This window comes from Kosakonia sp. H7A (genome assembly GCF_003028445.1).
Taxonomy (GTDB): domain Bacteria; phylum Pseudomonadota; class Gammaproteobacteria; order Enterobacterales; family Enterobacteriaceae; genus Kosakonia; species Kosakonia radicincitans.
This window is the reverse complement of record NZ_PYTZ01000001.1, coordinates 1,324,786-1,348,209: the sequence shown is the minus strand read 5'-3', so window position 1 is coordinate 1,348,209 and position 23,424 is coordinate 1,324,786. Positions and strand designations below refer to the sequence as shown.

General features: G+C 54.4%; 21 protein-coding genes. 12 read left to right on the top strand and 9 right to left on the bottom strand.

Annotated features, from left to right (window positions below; genetic code table 11):
* Positions 1-75: 75 nt before the first annotated feature.
* From CWM66_RS06310 to CWM66_RS06295, 4 genes are all read right to left on the bottom strand, one after another.
* Positions 76-369, bottom strand: coding sequence for a hypothetical protein (locus CWM66_RS06310; protein WP_035889739.1), 294 nt, complete (start codon positions 367-369; stop codon positions 76-78).
* A 39-nt stretch (positions 370-408) separates the two neighbouring features.
* Complete coding sequence (bamA, locus tag CWM66_RS06305; RefSeq protein WP_007373674.1) at positions 409-2,832, bottom strand: outer membrane protein assembly factor BamA; 2,424 nt, start codon at positions 2,830-2,832, stop codon at positions 409-411.
* Between the two features lie 666 nt (positions 2,833-3,498).
* Complete coding sequence (locus CWM66_RS06300) at positions 3,499-5,757, bottom strand: TonB-dependent siderophore receptor (protein WP_007373675.1); 2,259 nt, start codon at positions 5,755-5,757, stop codon at positions 3,499-3,501.
* 420 nt (positions 5,758-6,177) lie between these two features.
* Complete coding sequence (locus CWM66_RS06295) at positions 6,178-7,083, bottom strand: LysR family transcriptional regulator (protein ID WP_107146367.1); 906 nt, start codon at positions 7,081-7,083, stop codon at positions 6,178-6,180.
* Positions 7,084-7,249: 166 nt separating this feature from the next.
* Between CWM66_RS06295 and CWM66_RS06290 the strand changes: the two genes are divergently transcribed.
* From CWM66_RS06290 to CWM66_RS06265, 6 genes are all read left to right on the top strand, one after another.
* Complete coding sequence (locus tag CWM66_RS06290) at positions 7,250-7,999, top strand: SDR family oxidoreductase (RefSeq protein ID WP_007373678.1); 750 nt, start codon at positions 7,250-7,252, stop codon at positions 7,997-7,999.
* Entirely contained in the window at positions 7,999-8,448 is a 450-nt protein-coding gene (locus CWM66_RS06285) for a nuclear transport factor 2 family protein (RefSeq protein ID WP_197685244.1), read from the top strand. Before CWM66_RS06290 ends, CWM66_RS06285 begins: the two co-directional genes overlap by 1 nt.
* Positions 8,449-8,524: 76 nt before the next feature.
* Entirely contained in the window at positions 8,525-8,698 is a 174-nt protein-coding gene (locus CWM66_RS06280; RefSeq protein WP_204368024.1) for a hypothetical protein, read from the top strand.
* A gap of 66 nt (positions 8,699-8,764) precedes the next feature.
* Entirely contained in the window at positions 8,765-9,730 is a 966-nt protein-coding gene (locus CWM66_RS06275) for a fatty acid desaturase (RefSeq protein WP_107146366.1), read from the top strand.
* On the top strand, positions 9,696-10,514 hold the full coding sequence (locus CWM66_RS06270) for a phosphate/phosphite/phosphonate ABC transporter substrate-binding protein (RefSeq protein WP_107146365.1): 819 nt from the start codon (positions 9,696-9,698) through the stop codon (positions 10,512-10,514). Before CWM66_RS06275 ends, CWM66_RS06270 begins: the two co-directional genes overlap by 35 nt.
* Positions 10,515-10,634: 120 nt before the next feature.
* The gene (locus CWM66_RS06265; protein ID WP_107146364.1) at positions 10,635-11,726 is read left to right on the top strand and encodes an NADH:flavin oxidoreductase/NADH oxidase; all 1,092 of its coding nucleotides are present in this window, start codon (positions 10,635-10,637) and stop codon (positions 11,724-11,726) included.
* A gap of 57 nt (positions 11,727-11,783) precedes the next feature.
* On the opposite strand, the gene CWM66_RS06260 is transcribed toward CWM66_RS06265, so the two are convergent.
* The 3 genes from CWM66_RS06260 to CWM66_RS06250 all read right to left on the bottom strand — a co-directional run bounded on the left by CWM66_RS06260 (position 11,784) and on the right by CWM66_RS06250 (position 14,680).
* Positions 11,784-11,981, bottom strand: coding sequence for a hypothetical protein (locus CWM66_RS06260; RefSeq protein WP_007373685.1), 198 nt, complete (start codon positions 11,979-11,981; stop codon positions 11,784-11,786).
* Between the two features lie 230 nt (positions 11,982-12,211).
* The gene (locus tag CWM66_RS06255; RefSeq protein ID WP_071920436.1) at positions 12,212-13,921 is read right to left on the bottom strand and encodes a pectate lyase; all 1,710 of its coding nucleotides are present in this window, start codon (positions 13,919-13,921) and stop codon (positions 12,212-12,214) included.
* Positions 13,922-13,978: 57 nt separating this feature from the next.
* Positions 13,979-14,680, bottom strand: a complete 702-nt coding sequence (locus tag CWM66_RS06250; RefSeq protein ID WP_035889729.1) for an oligogalacturonate-specific porin KdgM family protein — start codon at positions 14,678-14,680, stop codon at positions 13,979-13,981.
* An 802-nt stretch (positions 14,681-15,482) separates the two neighbouring features.
* Here CWM66_RS06250 and CWM66_RS06245 point away from each other — a divergent pair.
* Positions 15,483-16,043 (top strand): helix-turn-helix transcriptional regulator, encoded by a 561-nt coding sequence (locus tag CWM66_RS06245; RefSeq protein WP_007373688.1) that lies wholly within the window; start codon positions 15,483-15,485, stop codon positions 16,041-16,043.
* Positions 16,044-16,134: 91 nt separating this feature from the next.
* Here the strand turns inward: CWM66_RS06245 and CWM66_RS06240 are convergent, their stop codons facing one another.
* Entirely contained in the window at positions 16,135-17,028 is an 894-nt protein-coding gene (locus CWM66_RS06240; RefSeq protein WP_107146363.1) for a proline iminopeptidase-family hydrolase, read from the bottom strand.
* Positions 17,029-17,112: 84 nt separating this feature from the next.
* On the bottom strand, positions 17,113-17,865 hold the full coding sequence (locus tag CWM66_RS06235; protein WP_035889779.1) for a LuxR family transcriptional regulator: 753 nt from the start codon (positions 17,863-17,865) through the stop codon (positions 17,113-17,115).
* 267 nt (positions 17,866-18,132) lie between these two features.
* On the opposite strand from CWM66_RS06235, the gene CWM66_RS06230 reads away from it, so the two are divergent.
* Genes CWM66_RS06230 through CWM66_RS06210 form a run of 5 tightly spaced genes read left to right on the top strand, consistent with a single transcriptional unit; the run spans position 18,133 to position 23,422 of the window.
* On the top strand, positions 18,133-19,071 hold the full coding sequence (locus CWM66_RS06230) for an ABC transporter permease (protein ID WP_072438311.1): 939 nt from the start codon (positions 18,133-18,135) through the stop codon (positions 19,069-19,071).
* Positions 19,068-19,913, top strand: coding sequence for an ABC transporter permease (locus CWM66_RS06225; RefSeq protein WP_007373694.1), 846 nt, complete (start codon positions 19,068-19,070; stop codon positions 19,911-19,913). The genes CWM66_RS06230 and CWM66_RS06225 overlap by 4 nt, the downstream gene beginning before the upstream one ends.
* Positions 19,910-20,893, top strand: a complete 984-nt coding sequence (locus CWM66_RS06220) for an ABC transporter ATP-binding protein (RefSeq protein ID WP_007373695.1) — start codon at positions 19,910-19,912, stop codon at positions 20,891-20,893. Before CWM66_RS06225 ends, CWM66_RS06220 begins: the two co-directional genes overlap by 4 nt.
* A complete protein-coding gene (locus tag CWM66_RS06215; RefSeq protein ID WP_035889727.1) occupies positions 20,890-21,927 on the top strand; it encodes an ABC transporter ATP-binding protein in 1,038 nt (345 codons plus the stop codon). The genes CWM66_RS06220 and CWM66_RS06215 overlap by 4 nt, the downstream gene beginning before the upstream one ends.
* Positions 21,908-23,422, top strand: a complete 1,515-nt coding sequence (locus CWM66_RS06210; protein WP_035889726.1) for an ABC transporter substrate-binding protein — start codon at positions 21,908-21,910, stop codon at positions 23,420-23,422. The genes CWM66_RS06215 and CWM66_RS06210 overlap by 20 nt, the downstream gene beginning before the upstream one ends.
* Positions 23,423-23,424: the final 2 nt, after the last annotated feature.

Sequence of the window (23,424 nt, the reverse complement as noted above, 5' to 3'; positions counted from 1 at the left end):
CTGGCTTGTTGAGGAAATAATGCGCAACTCACCATTTTTCATCCATACAAAGGCAAGATTGCGCCCAAAAGCCCGTCATTCCATGTTTAGCGCCTGTTTCAACCTATAAAAATTATCTCTGAAGAGGCGCGTTTTCTCTTTCTTGTTGGTTGTTTCGTCAACTGCGATTTCAGCACTGCTGAATGTTTCGTTAAACATTACCACATATTGATGGCTCAGATTCCGACACAATAAGTAGCTAAGGAATTTCGCCCGCGTCAAACATTGTTGAGAATAATCTCGATCCGTCGCCAGTACGGCGCGCTCCAGCTCATACCGGAAATCAAAGAAATCCACTTTGTTGACGGTCATATGTGGTTTTTTCTTCATACCATCCTTTTATTCTGTCAGGTAATGGCGTATGCCGCGTTACCAGGTCTTGCCAATATTAAACTGGAACTGTTCGGCTTTATCGTTCGCATATTTTTTAAAGGGCTGGGCATAAGAGAAGACCAGCGGTCCCAGTGGCGACATCCATTGCAAGGCGATACCTGCGGAAAAACGGATATCATAAGGATCACTGTAATCTGGCAGACCCGCTGCCAGCGTTTGTGCCGTGTTATGCCAGGAGGTACTCCAGACCGTTCCGGCATCGACGAATAATGAGGTGCGCAAGCTGTCGGCATATTTATCGCTGACAAATGGCGTCGGGACGATAAATTCGCTGTTCAGCACCACCATCGCATTTCCGCCCACCGCATCATCTGAGTTTTCCAGCGGGCATTCGCTATAGCTACTTTCTGATCCGTTACAGCGGTAATAAGCTGATTTTGGCCCGATAGTATTTGAGGAAAAGCCGCGAACTGACGAAGATCCGCCAGCGTAGAAGTTGTCATAAAATGGCACTTCTTTACCATTCAACCCGCCGGCATATCCTGCACGCAGACGTTCCATCCACACCCAATTTTTGTCGCTGTTTAATGGCAGATACTGCGCACTGTCGAAACTGATTTTGTAATAGCTGTTATCGGAACCCGGAATGGTTATTTTGCCGGTTAAGCTACTTTTATTGCCGGAACGGGGGAAAAAGCCGCGATCCAGCGAGTTATAGCTCCAGCCCAGCGAGGCAAAGAAGTCATTGGCGCTATATTCCGCGTTGCTGTCTTCATCTTTGCTCACCACTTTAGGGTAGATACCGCGTGAATTAAGGTAATTCCACGTGGTGAGCTCCGGTTCCATATTGGTTAACCGGTTATGGACATAATCCAGCCCGAGATTGAGGGTATTATTTTCGCTGACCGGGAAGCCCATATTCCCGCTGAGGCCATAACTTTGCTGATTGTAGCTACCGGTGTCGGCATCAGTGGCATCGTAACTGTTATAGAAAATTTTGCCGCCGAGGCTTACCCCATCAACAGTGAAATAAGGATCGGTGACGCCCAGTTCAATATAAGACTGGTAACTACTGCGCGTACCGTTAAAACTGACGGTGTTGCCGGTGCCGAGCCAGTTATCCTGCGAAACGCCCAACTGGTAACTGATACCGCTATCCGTACCGTAGCCGAGGCCGACATTAAAAGAGCCGGTATTACGCTCCTTCACTTTATATTCGACATCCACCTGATCCGGCTGGCCGGAAACCGGTGTGATATGGCTCTCAACGGTTTCGAAATAGCCGGTGCGTTCCAGCCGCGCTTTCCCCTGTTGCACTTTCTCATCATTCAGCCATGCGCCTTCCATCTGGCGCATTTCCCGACGCAGTACCGAATCGCGGGACGTATCGTGGCCGGAAAACCGGATCTGGCGTACCGAGTAGCGACGCCCGGCATTGACATTAATCCGCAATGTGACGCTATGGTTTTTGTCGTCAATCTCCGGCACGGTTTTGACCTGCGGCCAGGCATAACCATCCTTGCCGTACAGTTTTTTGATCGCCTCTTCGACGCGAGTAATGCCCGCTGCGCTGTAAGTTTGCCCTTGCAGTGTTTGCGCCAGTGCATCCACCTCTTTATTGCGCTGCGCCAACTCGCCGTTCACCAGTGTGCTGACGACCTGATAGCGCTCACCCTCGGAAATATTCAACGTGATATACAGTGATTTTTTATCCGGCGTCATACTGACCTGGCTGGAATCAATCGCAAAACGTGCAAACCCACGATCGAGATAATAGCTGCGGAGAGTCTCGATATCGGCTTCAAGTTTTTGCTTTTGATATTTCTGATCGCCAAGCACATTCCACCACGGTACTTGATCGCGTAATTGCAACTGATCCAGCAAGGTCTGCTCGCTGAATACATGGTTGCCAATAATATTAATCTGGACGATTTTAGCGGAAAGCCCTTCCTGAAAAACAAATTTCACATCAACGCGATTGCGCGGTAATGGCGTTACCACGGAATGAACCTGGGCGCTGTATTTCCCTACGCTGTAATAAAAGTCCTGTAACGCTTTTTCTATTTCCGAAAGGTTATTGCGATCCAGCGCGGAACCTTCCTGAATGCCATTGGCACGCAGGTTCTCTTTGAGCACATCATCTTTTATCGCTTTATTTCCTGCGAAGCTAATCTGTGCGATTGTTGGCCGTTCTTTGACCTTTACCAGCAATGTTTCGCCTTCGCGCAGGATCTGCACATTATCGAAACTGCCGCTGGCGTACAGCGCACGTACCGATTCGCTGATATCGTCATTGGTGACATCTTCACCCGCTTTGATCGGCATACTGAGCAGTGCTGCCCCAATGGTAACGCGTTGCAAACCTTCAAACTGAATATCATTGATTTTCAAAGAGGTGGCGGCATGCAAAGCGCAAGGAGACAACAATAAACCGGCGATGATATTGTATTTTTTAAGCATGAAAGTTTCGTCTAAGAGATATTTTCAAAGAGAACGGCTGCAAATAGAAATGCAGGATTGCATTTAATCATGGGGAAAGAATGGAGAAAGCATGGATATACAACGCAGGTAAAAATAATATGCGCGCAAGGAACTTTATTGGAATGTTAATATCAAAAAGTTTGTCTGCGAGGGGTGTAATATTATTTTTAACTCACTCCTTAAAAAAGCCCCCTTCCTGAACGGGGGGAAAGGGGGAAGAGTTTATTAGGAATGATGTCCTCTGCACTCAACAAAGAACGCTGAGACAATAACAAATAATGTGTCAGTTAAAATGAAGAAAGCATGGATAATATATGTATGAAAAAAGGGGCTGCTGAGCATAAAGTCGTTAGTCGAGGAAATCATTAATAAAAGAGCGCAGTGAAGGGAAATCCCCCCTCCACCGCATGGCTGCGGTTGGGATTTGGAAGGGGGGATGGAGTACTACTTTTATGAAGGAGTGGTATTACACCACAGTTGATTTCTGCTGGATCCATTCCCGCCGAACTCAACTGCGCTAATAATAAACCCGCATCGTGAAAGGATTATGCAGAAGCGATGAAGATTTTGTCATCATATATAACAGCGCGGATTTAGCGCACAAAAAAGCCGGAAAAGTAACCTGTTCCGGCTTGGATGATGACATCAGAAATGCGTGTTCACGCTAACATAAAAGGTGCGTCCGGATTCGTTATACGTTTCTGCGCCTGCGCCGTACAGGTAAGCACCGGTGGTGCTGTTGCCGGTGGTTTGCGCATTACCGGCGCGGTAGTGGCGGATATCAAAGATATTGTCCACGCCGCCGGTCAGGCTCAGGTTTTTGTTCACCGTCCAGGTCGAGCTCAGACCGACCACGCTGTAAGGGCTGACTTCATTCAACTCACTGCCGGAAACCGCTTCACCTTTATAGTTGAAGCGTTTGGGTTTCTGCCGTCCGTACCAGGTAAAGGTGCTTTGCAGCGACAAATCATCGCGTACCTGCCAGGCCAGCGTCGAGTTCAGGGTAAATTGCGGGATCACCGACAGACGATCGCCCGTGGTTTTGTTCTTGCTTTGCAGCATCCACGTCATGTTGTTACTCCAGTTGACGCTTTCGCTAACCGGAACATTCAGCGTGCCTTCCAGCCCTTCCACTAACGCTTTCGGCACGTTTTCCCACTGATAAATATTGGTGGTGCCATTGCTGGCGGTACCGACGGCGGAATAACCGGATTCGATCTTGTTGTGGTAATCATTGCGGAAGTAAGTGATGCCGCCCTGGAAGCCGTTGTGTTTGTACTCGATGCCGATCTCTTTGTTAACGCTGGTCTCGGCTTTCAGGTCGCTGTTACCCATCAGATAACAGGCTGAACTACTGGCATAGCATCCCTGGCCATTACTGTAGAGAATGTAGTTCGGGTTGAGCTGATAAAGATTTGGCGCTTTATAGGCGCGCGCAATCCCCAGTTTTAACGTCCAGTCCTCCGCCAGCCCTTGCGACAGGTTCAGCGACGGGCTCCAGTTGTTGCCGACAATCGAATGGTGATCAAAGCGCAGCGCCGGTGTCAGCATGGTGCTGTCGGTAAGGGCGATATTATCTTCGGTAAACAGCGAGAAGATCTCCGCGCTGGAATATGGACTGCGATTGGTGCTGCTGACGCCATCAATCGATCCGTAAGAGAGCGACTGGGTTGTCGAAACGCCATCTTTCATGCGCTGCTGGTTCCACTCGGTGCCGATAGTCAGGTTCTGATCGACGCCCAGCGTAAATGGAATGTTGACCTCGCTGTGTAGCAGTACATCGGAAAGATCAATATCGAAGAACTTATCGCTGGAGAAGATCCCTTCCGTGCCGCCAGCCAGTCCTTCGCCGAGCCGGGAGTTGCGGGTGCGTTCATACTGCGCGTAGGTGTTGGTTGTTACGCCATTGTCCCAGCCACCGGTCCAGGTCACGCCCCAGTTCTGGCGGTAAAGACGGTTGGTCTCTTTGCCATACATACTTTTCACCAGCGTGCTGGTGTTGGTGTTCTGCGTATCGCCTGCGTACAGGTTGCCCTGACGGCTGTAGCCGGACTCAAACTCCAGTGCCTGCATCGGGGCGAATTCCCAGCGCACTTTGCCGTGAATATCTTTATTGATCACCCCTTCACGGCCTGCCGGATAAGAACCGGCGTAGGTACCGGTGCGTGCGGCTTCGTGGCCGGAGTTGATGTCCTGTGCGTCGGCCTGGGTTTTGCTCAGGTTGCCCCACAGGTTAAAGCTGACGGTATCGGAAAGCGGGCCGTTCAGGCTGAAGTTGGTGCGTTTCGTCGAACCTTCTTTGCGGTGCTGCGGCGCATTCAGATAAGTGTTCCATGAACCGTGCCATTCACCGGTAGTGGGTTTGGTGATGATATTCACCACGCCGCCCATCGCGCCGTTGCCGTAGCGCGCGGCGGCCGGGCCACGGATCACATCGATATGATCGATCATTTCCGCCGGTACCCAGTTGCTGTCGCCACGGCTATCGCGATCGCCACGCCAGCCATAGCGCACCGAGTTACGGCTGGTCACCGGTTTGCCATCCACCAGAATCAGCGTGTTTTCCGGCCCCATACCCCGGATGTCGATCTGGCGATTATTTCCGCGCTGGCCGCTGGTGGAGTTGCCGGTCAGGTTGACGCCAGGCTGCGTGCGGATCAGTTCCGAGACATCGCGAGCGGGCGGGTGTTTGCGGATTTGTTCGGCGGTAATGGTGGATACGCCGGAAGCCTGCAACGTCTGTTTGGCGGCGGTTACCACCAGCGTATCTTCCTGCGTTTTGGTTGTGTCCGTCGCGGTTTGGTCAGAAGTATTACTGGTGTCAGCGGCCTGTACCGGAAGCGTCAGACCCCACAGCGCCACGTGAATCAGCATGGCCAGTGGATAATGTGAAGCGTGTTTCATGCCATATTCCCTGTATTTTTATGTGTGCGGTTCTCGCTTTTTTCGGGCGTCGTGACGCCTCCCTGAGCCGTGGCATAAAAAAGAGAATACATGCCCGGACTGCGGCGGTTATCTGCGTCAGTAAATGAGTAAAAACGAGAGGGATTATTTGCACGATGGGGAAAACGTTATTCGCCAGAGAATCCTCATCATGCGCGAATGACGTTAATAGAAATGAAATTTATTATCAAGATAATAACTATTCAAAATTTACAAATTAAAATACTATTTATAATCAATGCGTTATAAATATTTTTTAAAATTAGGTTGCGAGGTGGGTAAATAATAAAAACAAACCATCATTGTTAATTCATAATGTTTTCAAATTCTCTTCATTATTAACGTTGTTATTCCTTGAGTCACGAAAATAATATGCTGACATTAGCGGCTAACATTTTTCGGGAAACTCTCCAGCAGCCAGTCAATAAAAACCCGCAGGCGATGCGTAACATGGCGGTTTTGCGGATAGACCACATGGAAAGGGTAGGGCGCGGGACGCCACGGGCGCAAAATTTCCACCAGCGCGCCGCTCTTCAGCGCGCTTTCCAGCGCATAACTGAAGGTCTGAATAATCCCCAGCCCGGCCAGGCCGGCGGCCAGATGGGCGTTACTCTCGTTTACGCCGATGCGGTGATCGACCTTGATTTCACACTTTTCGCCGTCGCGCTCAAAACGTAAGGGGAAGGCTCTGCCGGTTTGCGGCGACAGATAACTCACCAGCCGGTGGCCATTTTTCAGCTCGTCCGGGTAGGCGGGCGTGCCAAAGGCTTTCAGATACGCGGGCGTGGCGCAGGTCAGCAGTGTTGCAGCGCCAATCTGGCGGGCGATCAGCGAGGAGTTATCCAGCGGGCCGCCACGGATCACGCAGTCCACATTGTCACTGATCAGATCCACCGGGCGGTCAGAAACGCCGAGATCGATACGAATATCCGGGTAGCGCGCCATAAACTCCGGTAGCGCCGGGATCAGCACATCGCTCGCCGTGGAGCCGCCTACGTCAATACGCAACTGACCACGCGGATGGCTGCGCACGCTGTTAAAGGAGGTATCGATATCTTCCAGATCGCGCAAAATGCGCGCGGTTTTGTCGTAATAGTCGCGTCCTTCCGGCGTCACCGTCACGCGGCGAGTGGTACGCTGCAACAACCGCACGCCGAGGTGCGCTTCCAGCTCCTGCACCAGTTTACTTAGCGTGGCGTTAGGCATCTCCAGTGAATCTGCCGCCCGGGTAAAATTTCCGGCTTCCACCACGCGGGCAAAAGCCCGTATTGCCTGCAACTGATCCATACGTCCCCCCTTACTGGCGAAAATTGATTATACACCACGGTGAATAGTCATTTTCATTTTTCGGTATTTTTCAATAAAAACGCCAGCGCTACAGTGCAGCTATACCGAAGACGTCAGCCCGGCTGACCGCCGGTAAACCCTAAAACCTAAACTGAGGAACAGAAAAATGACGAAACAACTGAGCGGAAAAATTGCCCTTGTCACTGGCGGTACCAGCGGTATCGGTCTGGCTACGGCAAAAGAACTGGTAGCCCAGGGCGCACGTGTCTTTATTACCGGTCGTCGACAGAAAGAGCTGGATGCCGCTGTCGCTGAAGTCGGTGCCAGCGTAACCGGCATCCGTGCCGATGCGTCAGTTCCGGCGGATCTCGACGCGGTGTATGCGCAAATCGCTAAAAGCGCCGGGCGACTGGACATCCTCCACGCCAATGCCGGGGGCGGCGATATGTTGCCGCTGGGGTCGATTACCGAAGAGCATTTCGACCGCATTTTTGCCACCAACGTACGCGGCGTGCTGTTTACCGTACAGAAAGCGCTGCCGTTGCTGGTGAATGGCGCATCGGTTGTATTGACCGGCTCCACCGTGTCGATCAAAGGGACAGCCAACTTCAGCGTCTACAGCGCCAGTAAAGCCGCCGTGCGTAACTTTGCCCGCTCGTGGTCGCTGGATCTGCAAGGCCGCGGTATCCGCGTCAACGTGGTCAGCCCTGGCCCCATCCGCACACCGGGTCTTGGCGATTTAGTCCCGGATGAACACCGTCAGGGATTGTTTGACGCACTGGCCGCGCAAGTACCGCTGGGCCGTCTTGGCGAACCGGAAGAGGTCGGCAAAGTGGTGGCTTTCCTGGCCTCGGATGCCTCCAGCTTTATCAACGGCGTAGAGCTGTTTGTTGATGGCGGCATGGCGCAAATCTGATGGTCAACGCCCTCACTTTTCGCGGGCTGATGCCGGCAGCGTCGATGGCGCTGCCGCAGGTTCTCGCACAGACAATGGAGCATAAAGAGATGACATCACCTGAACTGCAAATCGCTCAGCACCTGATCGATAAACACTTTGTCATCTGGAACGATCCGCAGCCGCGTATCAGTAGCTTTGGCGAGGTTTATACCGGGGACTTTTATGTCGCCGATTACGCCGACATCGCCACCGGCTATCCGCAGGTTGTGGCGTTAATTGCCCGCGTCCAGCGCGAACATCCGGGCTTTGTCTTCCATCCGGCGCCCGTGACCTGGAATCATGGGCTGGGCCGCGTGACCTGGAGCTATGGCCCGCAGAACGACTCCGGGCTGGTACACGGCGAAGACATTTTCACCGTTCGTGATGGCCGTATCGCCAGCATCCATGTGTTTATCAACCAGCCCTGAGTGGCAAGAACAATGAAACGCCCTCTATTACTATCCCGACGATCGGCAGACCTTTATTGATGCCGCGGTGCCGGAAATGGCCGCCACGTTCTTTCGGATGCTGGCGACGGTGGTCGAAAATATGCGCCTCCTTCATCGCGAAGGCGTGCGTTATGACGTGGCGCAGCAACATTCTGGATCCGCGCGGCAAAGTGGCCTGCGCCGCGCCGCCCGGCGTTTTGCCATTTTCAGCAATAGTTACGCCATTTAAGTTGGTTGTGATTTCTGCCGTTCCCTCACATCGTGACGCGAATAAGCCCAGAGAGTGTATGAGTGAATGGAAAAACGTCGTGCGGTCTATTTACATGAAGAACAACGTCATTTTATCCAACAGCGCGCCCGCAGCTGGCTGTGGCGCTATGAGCTTCCCACCTGGACGGTAATTATCGCCGTGTATAGCGGCTGGTTCGCCACGCTGGCGAACTGGCAAAGCTTAGGTCTGTGGCCGGCAACGTTGCTGCTGATTGTGTTTACCTGCTGGTATCTCTCTGTGCAGCATGAATTAATTCACGGTCATCCAACGCGCTGGCCGTGGTTTAACCAACTGCTGGGCCTACTGCCGCTGGCGGTCTGGTATCCGTACGGCCTTTACCGTGATTCCCATCTCGCGCACCACAACACGCCGGAGCTGACACTGCCGCACGCGGATCCTGAATCTTATTATTTTGCCCCTCAGCGCTGGCAGCGTTTCTCGCGCGTGCAGCGCGACATCATTCGTCTGCGCAACACGTTCCCCGGGCGATTGCTATTGGCGCCGCTGCTCGATATCGGGCAACTGCTGGCAGTCATGATGACCGCATTTTATCAGCGGCAGAGGAAAGCGATCGTCATGTGGCTGATGCACGGTGTACTGCTTGCGGCGCTGTTTATGTGGATGGCGCATTGCGATTTTTCACCGCTGTGGTTTGTGCTGGCGGTTAGTTATCCGGCGCTGGCGGTGACCAAAATCCGCTCCTTTCTCGAACATCAGGCGGCAGACGATCCGCTGGCGCGCTCGGTGATTAATGAAGCGGCGCTGCCGTGGCGTATTCTGTTTCTGAACCTCAACTACCATTCCATCCACCACGATCTGCCCGGTGTGCCCTGGTATGGATTGCGCACGCTCTACCTGCGTGATCGGCAGGCGTACCGCCAACGTAATCGCGGATTTCTGGTTCGGGGCTATAGTGAATGGTTACGACGCTTTTTGTTTACATCGGTGGACGTGAATGCACACCCAGGCTGCAAGCAACACTACGACTAACCTGTTTTCTTTGCCCATGTACGATCTGCACCGCGCAGATACCGTGGCGCTGGGCGGTGTGCTGAAAGAACTGTTCGCCGCTCGCGGTATCATGACCACGCATGTCTGGCCGCCGCCGGATCTGTTAACGCACTGGCAGGAAGATGCGCTGCTGTTAAGCCAGACCTGCGGTTATCCGCTGGTCACGCAGCTTGATAAAGTGCAAACCGTGGGCTGTTTTCACTATCAGGCACCGGGCTGCGAAGGCATCGGCTACCGCAGTTTCCTGGTGACGCGTGAAGAAGAGAGCGGGAAAACGCTGGGGGATTTTCGCGGTCAGCGCGCCGTCTGCAACGCCATCGAATCACAATCGGGCTATAACGCCCTGCGGAAAATGGTCGCAGCGCTCTCCGGCGGGGAACGTTTTTTTGCCACGGTGGAGTTTAGCGGTAGCCACCGGCAATCGCTGGTGGCGTTGCAACAAGATCGTGCGGATATCGCCGCCATCGACTGTGTCACCTGGGCGCTGCTGCAGCGCCATCAACCGGACTTACTTGAAGGGCTGACGATTATCGGTCAAAGCCCGTTGACACCCGGGCTACCGCTTATCACCTCCGCTTCAACCTCCGCCGCCAGTCTGGCGCTGCTGCGGGAATCATTACAGCAACTGGTCAGCGATGCACAGTATCAGCACGTTTGTGCGGCGGCATTGATTGGCGGTTTTGCCGCTGTCACACGCGAGGATTACGCTTTACTGCTGGAGTGGCGGGATGACGCGGCAGCGCGCGGCGTGGTTGATTTATAAATGTTGAAATATTTCATCATGTTGTGAAAACCAAAAGCCAACAAACGGCACGTTCCGCCAAAGACAATCGCGCGCGGCAGGCAGAAAGTCATGAGTCTCAGCCGGACTTAAGGAGAAGAAATGAGCCAATTATTTACGCAAGCAAACGTGGGCAGCGTTGCGCTGGATAACCGCATTGTTATCGCTCCGATGTGTCAGTATTCCGCCGACGCGGGGAAAGCGACCGCCTGGCACCGCATTCATTTGGGCAACCTGGCGCTTTCCGGGGCCGGGTTACTGATTATCGAAGCCACCGCCGTAGAGCCGGAAGGGCGTATCTCACCGCAGGATCTGGGCTTGTGGGATGATGAGACACAGCAGGCGCTGCGCGTGGTGCTGGATGATATTCGCCAGTATTCACCGATAAAAATGGGCATCCAGTTGGGCCATGCGGGACGTAAAGCCTCCGTCAGCGCGCCATGGCTGGGCGGCAAACAGCTCAGCCTGGAAGAGGGGGGCTGGCAAACGATCTCCGCTTCGTCCGTGCCGCACGATCCGGGCGAACGCCCGCCGCGTGAAATGAGCCAGCAAGATCTGCAACGCGTCAAACAGCGCTTTGTCGACAGCGCACGCCGCGCCGTGGCGCTGGGCATTGAGGTGATCGAAATTCATGCCGCTCATGGTTATCTGCTGCATCAGTTCCTGTCGCCGCTCTCCAACCAGCGTACCGACGAGTACGGCGGAAGCCTCGAAAACCGTCTGCGCTTCACGCTGGAAGTTTTCAGCGCGGTGCGTGAAGCCGTGCTATCATCCGTGGCGGTCGGCATCCGTATTTCCGCCACCGACTGGATAGAAGGCGGCTGGGATCTGGAGCAATCCATCGTACTGACGAAGGAAATCGAAGCAGCGGGCGGCGATTATGTTCACGTTTCCAGCGGCGGGCTGTCGCCGTTGCAGAGCATTAAAGTGAGCGCCGGATATCAGGTGCCCTTCGCCAAAGCGCTGCGTCAGCAGACCAGTATGCCGGTGATCGCCGTTGGGCTGATTACGGAGCCTCAGCATGCGGAAGAGATTCTGCAACAGGGAGATGCGGACCTGATTGCGCTGGCGCGCGGTGCGCTCTACGATCCACGCTGGCCGTGGCATGCCGCCGCTGCGTTGCACGGCGCGGTGCATGTTGCGCCGCAGTATCGTCGCGCGGAGCCGCACGGCGTGAAAGGCACGGTAAAATAATCAATTCAGGCGAGCCTGACCGCAGCAGGCTCGCCTGCCTGAAAGTGCTAAGCGGAGCTAAACGCCTTTGCGTACCAGTTCCGCTGCTTCCAGAAAAACCTCATCTTCAACCCCATCACCCCGGCTTCTGCCTTGCCGTTCAATCTCCTGAATAATGTTGTCGCGGTTAATTGTCTTTCGCTCCGAAACCAGTCCAATTACTGCTGCGCCAATGGCTAATCCAATGAGTCCCGTGTGCTCATCATTGAACTTCATGCTCCACTCCTCCTGATTATTGGTATAGGAAAAATCTAGCACAGGGATATATTTTCGTCATTTTCCCAAAGTGCCGTGCGATCAGCAGGATATGGCCGCTATGCGCCGGAGATCTGTTTCCCTTTTTCGCAGCGCTTGCGGCAGGATTGTGCAGGTTATTATCGGGTTGTTCAGGGGAAAAAAAATCAACAACATGGCCTCTCACTGGCTGGCAGTGAGAGGCCTTTCAATCACTTCTTACCGTTAGGTTTTAACTGCTCGCCCGGCTTGAGTTTGAACAACTCGTCGTCGCGCGTGGAGTAACGCACCGTACCATCATCCAGCCGGTATGCGCCTTCGGTAAACCCTGCGCCATTGAGGAACGGAGCCACCGCATCCGGTTTACCGCGCATCGCCGCTTCCAGCGCCAGCAAGGCATAAGGGGCGATACTGTCGATATTGGCGTAGATATACTGCTGATCATCGACGAAAAAGCCATTCAGCCGTTTGTGGGCAATAATGTTGTCCGCCACTTTATCCGCCAGCGTGAGGTAGCTTTTATCGCCGGTTGCCTGCGCCAGATCGATCAGCGCAAAGATGGCGTACGGCTCGCTGTTTTGCGTGGTGAGATCCAGTTTGTGGTTTTTGCCGCCGGGTTCGCCGATATCACCCAACCCCTGGCTACGGGCAATCCCGCGCGCCACTTTCCATATCTCTGTATCCGGCTCCAGCGTCCAGGCGCGGGCGTAAGAGAGCAGGAATTCATTGCCTGCCGGATAAGGCTTCAGCACGGTGCCTTTTTTACCGTAGTAGCCGTCACGTTTCAGGGTATAACCCGACAAATCGCTGCCGTTTGCCAGCATTGGACGGAAGGTGTTGCTGTTCGCGTCATAGGCATATTTGGCGAAAGCTTTCAGGCCATCCAGCGTCCATTTTTTGATGTCATCCCCGTCGTGTCCGAGAGATTTCGCCAACGCCAGTTGCATCAGCGCGTTTTCCGAATAGAGCGTGCTGGTACGGCCTTTCAGCATCATATTGCCTTCCAGTGCATCCGCGCCAAACTCCGGGCCAAACTGGCGCTGCGCGCGGTCGCCATATTTTGAGTTGGTATCGCTGTCGTCGCTGGTTTCGGCGCGTTTTAACGCCTGGGTAAACTGATAAACGCCTAACCCGGTCTTTTTATCGCGTGGCAGAACATACTGTTCCGCCAGCCGTTTTGCCCAGGTGAGCGCGCCTTTGTCACCATCGTGTTGATAGAGCAGCGAGGCGGAGTAGATCAGATCATTTCCCGCGTTGAGAAAGCTCAGGCCTTTGGTGGCAAAGAACGGCGGCTGTTGTTCAAACTCGCTGTTCCACAGTTTGCCCATTACTTTGCCGTATTCCCCGTGGCGGCTGGTTTCCAGGATCTTCCAGTCGTAAACATGTGCATTCCAGAACGCGCGGATAAAACGTTCGGTCGCCGGTTTATCGACGGTAAACATCAAATCATAGTAGGGGTAGGCGTTCTTCAGTTCGTGGACCATCTCTTTCTCGCTTGGCCCTTCCGGTTGCAGCGTGTTGAGATCGATAAAGCGGTGTCCGCCCCACAGCAGCAGTCCGCTCTTGTCCTGGTAATGGCGGAAATAGTAACGAACATTCTCTTCGGCCAGTTTTTTGTATTTTGCATCGCCGCTCAGATTACTTAACCCAACCAGCACGCGCATCAGGTTCTGCTGCGCGGAAAAATTCGACAGCACTGCGGTTTTCCCATCGGGGAAGATCCATTCCATCTGCTTGCCGGTACGCGGATCCACGCCATCGGCCAGTAACGGCACGTTGGGCTGATTTTGTGCGGCGGCCTTCGTCATCACCGTGTCGGCAAAGGCTTTGACGCTGCTCAGGCGCGCGCTCTCCTGCGCAATGGCCGCGCAGGAGAAGGTACTCAACATCGTTAATGCCAGCGTTATTTTTGACAGTTTCATTATTCGCCTCTTTAAAAATAAGGATTTCTGCCGAAATCCTTATTTATATCCGGGTTATCAGAAATTATATTTCACACCGACGCGATAACGAGTTTGACGTTCATCTGTATATTTACTGCCGGATACATTACCAATCGCAACATACGGCGACCAGTTTTTATCAAATTTGTAGGTTAATTTCACATCATGCGTCCAGTCGTAATTTTCATTATCGGCAATCAGCACGCCAGCGGACGTCGCGTGTTTATAATCCAGTTCGTAGTCGAGCTGATAATCATTAAACAGTTTCCACGAAATAACAGCCGTCAGGTTGTAGCCGTTTTCGCTGGTGTCTTTTGTGGTGCCGATGTTGTTGGAGTTGCGCTTAAAGTAAGGGCGGTAGCGCAGCGTAGCTCCGACATCACTGGAGAAGTTGACCTTGCCGCGCAGATACGGGCGATAGTTGTTCGAGGTTGAACTGCTGTCCAGTGAAAAACCCGGTTCAATCTGGAAGGTCGGATTAATTTTATAAACATAACTGGCAACCACTTCCGTACCATTACTGACGGTTTCGTGATACGCCTTGTCTTTATTTTGTGAGCCTTTCCATTTGCCTTCCAGCGATAAACCAAAACCATTTGCAAAGCGGTGCGACATTAATAAACGATCTTTGTGGTTATTACCGCCACTGTCATTTATTTCATGGCGATAATCAAAAGTCACCGCATGAGCCGCAATACTGAACAACGGTATGGTAGTTAATAACAACGTGCGCAACATAATATCCCCTATTATTTTAACCCAAAGGTACAGAAGGTTCTCCGCAAAAAAATTGCAGATAGTTTTAATTCAGAGGGGATGTGACAATCCCTTCTGATAAAAATTGATATAATTAGCAGGCATAATAATTATGACGAATATAATCACTGTGCCGGTAATGTGGTGTGTGGTGCCGGGTGCCTCCCGGTGAACTGGAGGCCGATCTCTCCAGTTCGCCCATAAAAATGAAACATCATTGAGGATAACCTCATATCAGCATGACCCCGCCGCTGAGGGGGATTCACCACACAGAATACGTTATCAACCAAATTATCAGGATTAATTGGGTGCATTAATCTTGTTGTTTTCATATCTTAATTAATCATATGGAACGCACTTTTACACAATTTGAAATGATGTTTTGAGGCTGAGATCAAACATTTAAATACAGACTGTAAATTATTCAAATGATGGAATTAAAGATATTCCTATTTATAATAAATCATTTATAAACAAGAGGATAAGTTTTCTAAGTGAGATGATGAATAAAGAGATGTATTGTTGATTTACTATCGAAAATAAATAAGTTAATAAATTTATTCCTGGAATAAATTGCGAACATTTGACGAAAAATGCAATACACTGAGCGCAACAGGGAGAGTGCGGAATGCAGAACCAGACGGGATGTCATCAACAACCTAAACGAAAGCTAAACAAGACAGTCAGCCAGGCTTGATCTGCCTTAACGTATCCCTAACACTCAGGAAAAAACATGCCTCCGTTAACGGAGCGGAAAATATAAAAATTATCCTCTGGAGCCGCTATGACAATCTATGGAAAGGATCGCCTTTTCATCTACGGTATTGAGAAAATACTCAGGCAACTGAGCAGAGAAAAAGGTAGCCGTTTTCGCAGCGGTGGCGCCGCAATATATGTGACCGCGGGAATGGATATCGTGGAAATGTATTCACTGTTTTTCTCCAGCCCGCCGCCGCATTACTCTATTTTCATCTCCTCTGAACGCCATTTCGATTCACTGACGCTACTTTTCCCTGGGCTGGTGAAACTCTGCCTTGCAGAAGATGTTCACGTACATGAGCTGCGCCAGGCACTGGAAGTGATGATCCTGCTTTGTCAGCAAAACCAGCAGCCCGGCTATATTCATGGCGCCTTTAAGTTCACCAGCGCCGAGCAGCAAATTATGCGCTTGCTGCTGCGCGGGCATTCAGTGGAGGATATCGCGCGGATACGCGGCGTCAGCCCGACCACCGTCAGCGTGCAGCGCAACAGCCTGATGAAACGTACCGGCACCAAGAGCTTGCAGGCGCTCTGTTCGCTCTATTCAGCGATGCGTACCGGTAGCGCACCCGCGATGTGCCGTTAATGCACGGTGTTGCTGGCTGGCAGGCACAAAAAAAAGCGCCTGGCCGGCGCTTAAAAACAACAAACACAATCCACCTGGTGTGGGCTGAGAATCAACAGGTTTTCGCCAAAAAATCACTGACGGTCTGCATGCACAACGACCGCTCTTCGACATGGGGCATATGGCTGGAGGATTCGAAAATCACCCATTGTGCCCCGGTAATATGATCCATAAACGGCTGCACCACTTCTGGCGTGGCTTCGTCATAGCGCCCGGAAATCAGTAATGTCGGAACGCGCACCTGCGGCAGACGGTCGATAATCGTCCACTCTTTCATGCTGCCGATCACGTGGAATTCTGTTGGGCCGTTCATTGCGTGGTACACCGTCGGATCGGCGTCCATCGCATCAAAGGTGCGCTGTACTTCCGGCGGCCAGGGGGAGAGACGGCAGACATGACGCTGGTAAAACACCTGGCTTGCCGCTTTGTATTCCGCGCTGTCCAGCGTGCCCGCTGCTTCGTGCGCCAGCAGCGTCTGCTGGACGTCAGGCGGAAGCTGCGCGCGCAGTTTCGCTGCACCTTCCAGCCACAGCGCCATTGATGCCGGTGAGTTGGCGATAATCATCGCTTTCAACCCTTGCGGCTGGGTGACTGCATGTTCTGCCGCCAGCATTCCGCCCCAGGATTGCCCCAGCAGCGCGTAGTTGTCGGCAATCTCCAGCGCCTGGAGAAGATGATTCAGTTCGTCGAGAAACAGCGAGGGCTGCCAGAAATCCGGGCTTTTCTCCGGCAGATGGGTGGAACGTCCGTTACCCAATTGATCGTAGTGGATCACGGCGCGCCCGGTTTCGGCGATATCTTTGAACGTATCAACATAATCGTGAGTGCAGCCGGGGCCGCCATGCGCGACCACCAACGGCGTCTGACCGTTGTGTAGATCGCCGCAGATGCGAAACCAGGTCTGATATCCCCGGAAGGGAACATAGCCTTCTCGAATGGTGTACATGAGTGACGTTTACCCTGTTAAGTGAACTGGCTTTCAGGTTAGAACGTCACTGCTTACGCTGAACACTAGCAAAAATGCTAGTTCTTAGCTGTCCAGCAAACGGTAATGCAACGCACGGACAACTGCCTGCACGCGGTTGGTCGCGCCGAGCTTTTTCGCCGCCGTGTTCAGATGCAGCGTAACAGTCGCAACTGAGCGGTGCAGCTTGCGGGCAATCTCTTTCGCCGTCAGCCCTTCGGCGGACCACGCCAGACATTCGCGCTCGCGGTTGCTCAGTTTGACATGGCGGCAGGTGAGCATTGAGGCGTCAAACAGCGGAAACGCCGACTCCTGGAAGCGGTGCGCCAGAAAGGTCAGCTGCGCCAGTGTTTCGCTGATATCCCGCTCTTCCCGCTGGTCGGTGACAATTCCGGTCAGCGTGACAAAACCGCCATTGGGCAGATGCAGCGGCACGGTGGCGCCGCAGGGCATATTGTTATCGCGCATGTAGTGCGTCACTTCTTGCGCGTTCTCATCCAGTCGCCCCTGTAATGCGCTGCGATCCGGGCGTTGATAAGACCAGACGAACGGCGCGCAACTCTCCAGCGCAAAATGTTGAACCGGATCGACCTGATAGTAGCCACGCTCGCACCACAGCCTGCGCATATCATCCGGCACATTGCGCATCTCCAGCAGCGATGGCGTAATCAGCGCGCCTTCCAGCGAACGCGGCACCGGCGTGTAGTCGTAAATTACCGCATCAAAACCCAACGCCTGCGTCCGGGCAAACAGCCCGGCAAAAGCCTCTTCAAGCCTGGTGGCGTTGGTTGCACCAGGGCTTTCGATATCAATGCGCATAATGAACTCCCCCAAGGTAAACGGTGCCATGCCACGGGCACGGTTTGTGCAATTTCCCCATGGCTTCGCCAAAGCATGCAATTCCGGTGCCGTCCTGCGAGAAAGGTAAAACTAGTATTTTTGCTAACTACCCAGCCCTGAATGATGCCGTTAGCGTAAAGAAAACGCCCGCTAAGGCTGACCGGGCGCAAATTTATGACGCAGGGCTGCACTACGGCGGAGCGATTTTTTAACTTTCACCACCGTATGCACCATGGGAGTTCGCTGATGCATCGTTACCGTTTTCTGTTATTTCGACCCTTGCAACTGCTGCCCGTGCTGCTTGGGATCAGCATCATCACCTTCGCGATGGTACGGGCAATCCCCGGCGATCCGGCGCGCATTCTGCTCGGCGTACGCAGTACGCCAGAGGCGCTGGCGCGTATCCGTGCGCAGTTTGGTCTCGATGAACCGTTATGGGTGCAGTACGGCTACTTTCTGCGCAATTTATTACAGGGGGAGCTGGGCAAATCGATTGTCTACCGCGTCGATACCCTGAAGCTGATTAACTCGCGGCTCGAACCAACATTGTGGCTGGTGCTGGGCAGTGTGCTGCTGGCGGTGATCCTCACCGTTCCGCTGGCTTCGCTGGCAGCGCGACAGCGCGGGCGGGTGGCGGATCAACTGATCCGTCTGTTCACCACAGCCGGGTTAGGGTTTCCGGCGTTCTGGCTCGGTATCATGATGATCATCATTTTTAGCGTGGTGCTCGGTTGGTTCCCGGTCTCCGGTTACGGTAGCGATTTTGCCGACCAACTGCACCATATGGTGCTGCCGTGCCTGACGGTCGCGCTGGCGCTGTCTGCGGTATTGATTCGCAACCTGCGCGCCAGCCTGCTGATGGAGATGAGCAGTGACTATGTGGTGGCGGCCAGGGCGCGGGGGCAGCGCGAAAACCGTATCTTCTGGCGTCACGTGTTGCCCAACTCACTGGTGCCGACGCTAAACCTGCTGGCGGTGAATATTGGCTGGCTGATTGGTAGCACGGTAGTGATTGAGAGCGTGTTCGCCATTCCGGGGCTGGGCCAGTTGCTGGTGAAAGCGATTTTTAGCCGCGACTACATGGTGGTGCAGGGCGTGGTGATGGTGTTTGCGCTGGCGACCGTGGTCGTCAACCTGCTGGCCGATGTGCTGACCGTGGCACTGGATCCGAGGGTCAAATTATGAGTGCTCTCAGCGTGATTTCCGGGTTACGCCGCCGGGCGATCCCACGCCAGCACGCGCTGCGCGCCGGGATAGTGATTGTCGGGCTGTGGCTGTTTATCGCCCTGTTTGTTCCGTGGCTGGCGCCGTTTGATCCCATTACGCAGGATGCCGCATCGAGCCTGCTTCCTCCCGGCGGCGCGCACCTGTTCGGTACCGATAACTTTGGCCGCGACATCTTCTCGCGCGTGCTGTGGGGCGCGCGGGTGGATCTGCAAATCTGCCTGCTGGGGGTTATCTTCCCGTTTTTGCTCGGCACCACGCTCGGCGCGCTGTCTGGTTATCTCGGCGGCGTGGTGGATGCGGCCATTATGCGGCTGATCGACATCGTACTGGCGTTTCCTTTTCTGGTACTGATGCTGGCGATCATCGCCATCCTCGGGCCGGGGCTGGGCAGCTTCTACATTGCGATGGCGATGGTCGGCTGGGTCTCTTACGCCCGGCTGGTGCGGGCGCAGGTGCTGACGCTAAAACAGCGGGATTTTATTGTCGCGGCGCGCAGCCTTGGCTACGGCCACGCGCGCATTCTGTTCCGTCATCTGTTGCCGAACGCCATCACCGGCGCGCTGGTGTTCTCCATGTCCGACTGCGTGCTGGTGCTGCTGAATGGCGCGGCGGTCAGCTATCTCGGGCTGGGCGTGCAGCCGCCCACGGCGGAGTGGGGCGTGATGGTAGCGGAGGGGCAGAGCTTTATCACCACCGCGTGGTGGATAACCACCTTTCCGGGGCTGGCGATTGTGCTGCTGGCGATGGGTTTCAGCCTGCTGGCCGATGGCCTCGGCGATAAACTGGGAGCGCGCGTATGACCCTGCTGACCGTCTCAGAACTGACCATTACCCGCGAGCCGGATATCGCGCTGGTCGATAAGGTCTCATTTACGTTGAATGCCGGAGAGATGCTCGGCCTGGTCGGCGAGAGCGGCTCCGGGAAAACCGTGACCTGTCGGGCATTGATGCGTCTGCTGCCCGGCCAGGGGCTGGCCATTACCGGCGGCGAAGTGCGGCTGGGCGGCCGTGATTTACTGTCGCTCAGCGAAGCGCAGATGTCGGCGGTGCGCGGTCGCGAAATGGGGATGATTTTCCAGAATCCCGCCAGCCACCTGAACCCGGTGATGACCATTGGCGAGCAAATTGCCGAAAGCCGTCGCCGTCATTTCGGCGCCAGCCGAGCACAGGCGCGGGAAGATGCCAAAGAACTGCTGCGCCAGGTGGGTATTCCCGATCCGCAAAACCGCATTCATAACTATCCGCATGAATTTTCCGGCGGCATGCGCCAGCGCGCGATGATCGCCGTGGCGCTGGCACCTGAACCGTCGCTGCTGATTGCCGACGAACCAACCACCGCGCTGGATGTCACCGTGCAGATGCAGATCCTGCGTCTGCTCAGCGATTTGCGCCAGCAACTGGGGCTGGCGGTGATCATGATCACCCACGATCTTGGCGTGGTGGCGCAAACCTGCGATCGCATCGCTGTTATGTACGGCGGGCGGTTGTGCGAAGTGGGCGGTAAGCGCGATGTGCTGGCGCAACCGCTGCATCCCTACACCCGTGGATTAATTGATTGCCAGCCGGCTAGCGAAGGCGGGCAGGGGCGTCTGGTGACTATCAGCGGTCAGCCGCCGGTGGCGGATAACTTCCCGGCCGGTTGCCGCTTTCATCCCCGCTGCCAGTACGCCAGCGCGGCTTGTCAGCAACAGCCTGTGCTGCGGCAGGGGCGCGACACGCTGGCGCATGCGGCGGCCTGCCATCATGCATTACAACCACTTAGCCTGCGGGAGGGCGCATGACGACATCAGCAAACTGGCCCCTGTTAGAGGCGGACAACGTCAGCGTGACCTTTCCGGTTTCCGGCGGCCTGATTGGCGCCAGGCGGATGGTGCACGCCGTTAATGACGTCACACTGAAAATTCACGCCGGGGAAACCCTCGGTTTGGTGGGCGAATCTGGCAGCGGCAAAAGCACGCTGGGACGGGCGTTATTGCAGCTTGAGCGGGTGACGGCGGGCGAGGTGCGCTTCGATGGTCACCGCATTACTCATGGGCTGAAGAGCGACGTGGCGCGGTTGCGCCTGCAAACGGCGATGATTTTTCAGGATCCTTTCGCCTCGCTTAATCCTCGCCAGACCATCGGCGACAGCATTGCGGAAGTACTGCGCGTGCATCAGAAAGTGCCGCGCAGCGGTGTGAATGCGCGGGTAGCTGAACTGCTGACGTTAGTCGGGTTGCGCCCGGAGCAAGCGAAGGCCCGACCCGGCCAGCTTAGCGGCGGGCAATGCCAGCGTGCCGGGATTGCCCGCGCGCTGGCGCTCGAACCCCGGTTGATAGTGGCAGATGAGTGCGTGGCGGCGCTGGATGTCTCCATTCAGGGGCAGATCGTTAACCTGCTGATGGAACTGCGCGAAAAGATGGGGCTGGCGATTTTGTTTATCGCACACGATCTGGCGATTGTGCGCCGCCTGTGCGATCGCGTGGCGGTGATGTACCTCGGGCGTATTGTCGAAGAAGGCCCGTCCGAAGCGGTGTTCACGCAGCCACGTCACCCTTATACCGCCGCGCTGGTCGCGGCGATCCCGGAAATCGATCCCGATAAACCGCTGCCCGCAGAGCCGCTTGGCGGAGAACCGCCCAGCCCGTTATCCATTCCACAGGGCTGCGCTTTCCATCCGCGCTGTCCCTATGCGCAGGTGCAGTGTCGCACCGGCGCGTTACCTCCAACCCGGCAGATTGCCGATCACGCATATTCCTGTGTGTTGACCCACACAGGCGATGAGACTGTTTTTCCTTTAACCAGGAGATCTTTTGATGAAGCACAGGCATGTTAAGTTGTTGGCGGCCAGCGTTTTTCTGGCGCTCAGTGTGGTCAGCGAAATGGCGCAGGCGGCAGGCGTATTAACCATTGGCCGTCGCGAAGACAGCACCACGTTCGACCCGATCAAATCGGCGCAAAACGCCGACAACTGGGTGTTTTCCAACGTCTTTGATCCGTTGGTACGGGTAGATAAAACCGGCACCAAACTGGAGCCGGGCGTGGCGGAAAGCTGGAGCATTTCGCCGGACGGCAAGGTCTATACCTTTAAAATTCGCGACACCAAATTCTCCGACGGTACGCCAGTGAGTGCCAGTGATGCCGCGTTCAGCCTGCTGCGTATCCGTGACGATGCCGGTTCATTGTGGCGCGATTCGTACAGCATTATCGACAAAGCCGAAGCGCCGGATGCGCGCACGCTGGTCGTCACGCTGAAATCACCGTCTGCGCCGTTCCTGTCACAACTGGCATTGCCGAATGCGTCGGTGATCTCGGAAAAAGCGCTGAAGGATGAAGGGGCAGAGACGTTTGCCGAAAAACCGGTCGGTTCTGGCGCGTTTAGCGTGAAAGAGTGGGTGCGCGGCGAGAAAATCGTGCTGGTGAAGAACCCGAACTTCTGGCAGGCGAAGAACGTCAGCCTCGACGAAGTGGACTGGCTGACCATTCCTGATGACAACACCCGCATGCTGAAAGTGCAGGCCGGTGAACTGGATGCCGCGCTGACGGTGCCGTTCTCGCGCATTGCATCACTGCAAAAAGACAGCAATCTGAAGGTGGAGCTGGATCCATCAACCCGTGAAGATCATCTGTTGATCAACCACTCGCACGGCGCGCTCGGTAAAGTGGAAGTGCGCCAGGCGCTGGACTTTGCCATCGACAAAGATGCGATTGTGAAGACCGTGACCTTTGGCTACGGCCAGGTGGCGAACTCCTATATTCCGGCTGGCGCGCTGTACCACTACAGCGATAACCTGCGCCGCGCCTACGATCCTGAAAAAGCCAAACAGATGCTGAAAGCCGCTGGCGCCTCCGATTTAACGCTGAATTATGTGGTTAACGCCGGGGACGAAGTGGATGAGCAGATCGCCATTTTGCTGCAACAGCAACTGGCGAAAGCGGGCGTGAAAGTGAACCTGCAAAAAGTTGACCCCAGCCAGAGCTGGGACATGCTGGTGGCGGGCGAATACGATATTTCGGTGATGTACTGGACCAACGATATTCTCGACCCGGATCAGAAAACCACCTTTGTGCTGGGCCACGATGCGAACATGAACTACATGACGCGTTATAAGAATGACAAGGTGAAAGCGCTGGTCGCCGCGGCTCGCGTGGAAATGGATCCGAAAAAACGCGAACAGATGTATATCGATCTGCAAAAAATGGCCAAAGCCGATGTGAACTGGATCGACCTCTACTACAGCCCGTACCGCAACGTGAGCCGGAAAAATATCGAAGGTTTCTACCAGAATCCGCTCGGTCGCTTCTTCCTCGAAGATACGGTGAAGAAATAACG